Annotated in this window: 1 protein-coding gene and 1 pseudogene; one reads left to right on the plus strand and one right to left on the minus strand. The window is 57.6% G+C overall.

The window, feature by feature from the left end:
- Window positions 1–325: 325 nt before the first annotated feature.
- Complete coding sequence (gene pmtA, locus EOC06_RS34975) at window positions 326–919, minus strand: phospholipid N-methyltransferase PmtA (RefSeq protein ID WP_095482953.1); 594 nt, start codon at window positions 917–919, stop codon at window positions 326–328.
- Window positions 920–2022: 1103 nt separating this feature from the next.
- Here pmtA and EOC06_RS45055 point away from each other — a divergent pair.
- Window positions 2023–2224: pseudogene (locus tag EOC06_RS45055) on the plus strand (ABC transporter); the annotation flags it as partial.

Here is a 2224-nt window from a genome sequence, read left to right on the forward strand (position 1 = left end):
CTCATAGCGCCCACACCTCAAGGACGCCATCGACGTCTCGAAGCCGGACATGAACTTCGCAATGCGAAGTCCCGCCTGGCGCGTCTCGAGGAATGCATCTCCGGAAATACCGGAGAAACATCGGCGTTAGCGGGAAGCTTCGCCGCTCTCAATGCTTGTAGCCGAACATCATCTCTCTGCTGCGGTCAAATCGATCCTTAGAAAATGCGGAATGGAAGGCGGTCCAGCCAGAGCGCGAATGGCTGGCCCCAGCACCAGGTTCAGTCGGCTTTGCAGTCCTGTACAAGGATTCCGAAAGCGACCTGTTGCCCGCGTCCCCCTGTGGTCACACTGCTCGTCGATAGGTCCAGAGTTGTGCGGGGGGAACATTGCGAACGACGAAATCATAGTGAGAAACGATGTAACGGTCGGGCATTTTGAGCACCGGTGACAGAAGACCGTAGGTGATTTGGATCACAGGTCGCCCGGCGGGGATTCGTGCAAGCAAATCCTCCAGCAGTGTGAGGCGCTGTTGCATCGGAAAGCTCAACATCGGCACTGCGCTTATGACACAATCGAACTTTTCCCGGCGCTCCCCCAGGGTTTCTTCCAGGGCAAACGCATTGCCCAAGCGGAAATCCACTCCCGGAAAGCGTCGCACCAGGCCCTCATAGAAATCCTTGGAATATTCGACCGAAGTCAACCGATGCGGTTTGATGCCTCTTTCCAGGATGGCCCTGGTGATGACACCAGTCCCGGCACCAAGCTCCAAAACCGGCAATCCAGAATGCGGGTTGACCACACTAGCCATGCGGCGCGCCGCATGGATCGACGTGGGCATGAGTGCGCCCACACCTTTCTTATCCTTCTGCCAACATTTGAAGAATTGCACTTCTTCCTCAAGTTTCTTGCCAAGGCGCTCTTTCAATCGAAAGACCATATCCGATCCCTTCTCCCGATCCGAGTCGGAGCGACTTTTTGTCGAAGTTTCGCCACATAAACAAGCCTGATTCACAGGGATGAATGCCGCGCTGGAGGCGCGAAACGCCCGCGCCGGCTAACACGCGCGTGTCCGCCATGATGACGTTTAATCGCTCAGATGCGCGCCAGTTCTTCCTGTATGGAAATCTTGGTCATGGCCTCGAGAGCTCCTCACGGCTCGTCGAGAAGCCGTATCTCCGGCTGCACCATCAGCGCCAGCGCGACGCACGCAGGGTTTCTCATCTGCTGCGCGCTTCGCCAGGCGCACAGCAGACAGCGAGGCCGCTACGGCCGCAAAAAACCCGCGACGGCGGCTCGATTCCGGGACCGGTCCGCCATTTTTGGCAGGTGATCCGTGCAAATGCGTGGCGTGGATCACCCCAGCTATCTCGTGGCCGCCCCATTACCAACGTCCTCTTTTCAACCGGCCGAGCCTCCCGACCGCCGGATCAATGATGACGATCCCCTCTGAATGGTTTTTTGAAGAGCCTGACGGTCTGCGCCGTCTTACCGTGGTTCCGGCTCTGCCATGGCCTTCCCTGCCGCGCAGGCGGCAAGGTGCTATCACTCTACTTTGCAATGGCCTTGGAAAATACGACAGCTGGACCATAATGATGAGGTTTAGGCAGAAGACTTTTCAGGGAACCCTTCAAAAAGGAAACAGCAGCTCTTCCGGTTCTTACGAGCCCGGCCGTTCCTATCGGCCGGTAATCATCGCAGGCTATAGTGCCTGTCCTTCCACTACCGGAGGCGAAGCGATTTTTCTGCTAGCAGCTTCACGCTGGGTCCTGTTCCAAGCCGAAGCTCGCTGGCAAGGCGCATAGGGCATCAGGAACCGCTTTCGGCGAGGACGTGAGTTGGCGCCGGTTAGAAACGCGACCTGCTCTGCGGCGCCCCAACCCGCCTCTTGTTGAGCGGCGCGTGCTCCGAATGAGCATTGGAGGCGAACAGCGTTTCCTTCGGGTGGCAAAGAACAGCACCTGATACTTTTATAGTCTACCAAATCACTGGACATACTAGCAGCGCAATTCGGAGCCTTCCCAAAACTGGAGCAAGACGATGGTGTTAGCTGTGGAGAGATTTTCAAGAAGGAGGTTTGGTGGGTTCGTGACCGCGTTCGCGGTAGGCTTGGTCGCTTCTTTCTCCCCCCTCATTGCCCAGGCGGGTAGTCCGGACGCGGGCAAGCTGCCGACCAAAATCCCGGCGGGCACTGTGCTTCGTATCGGCGATCCCGAGACGCAAAGGGCGCTGGAATTATCGGGGC

Source organism: Mesorhizobium sp. M7A.F.Ca.MR.362.00.0.0, from assembly GCF_004023175.1.
Lineage (GTDB): Bacteria > Pseudomonadota > Alphaproteobacteria > Rhizobiales > Rhizobiaceae > Mesorhizobium.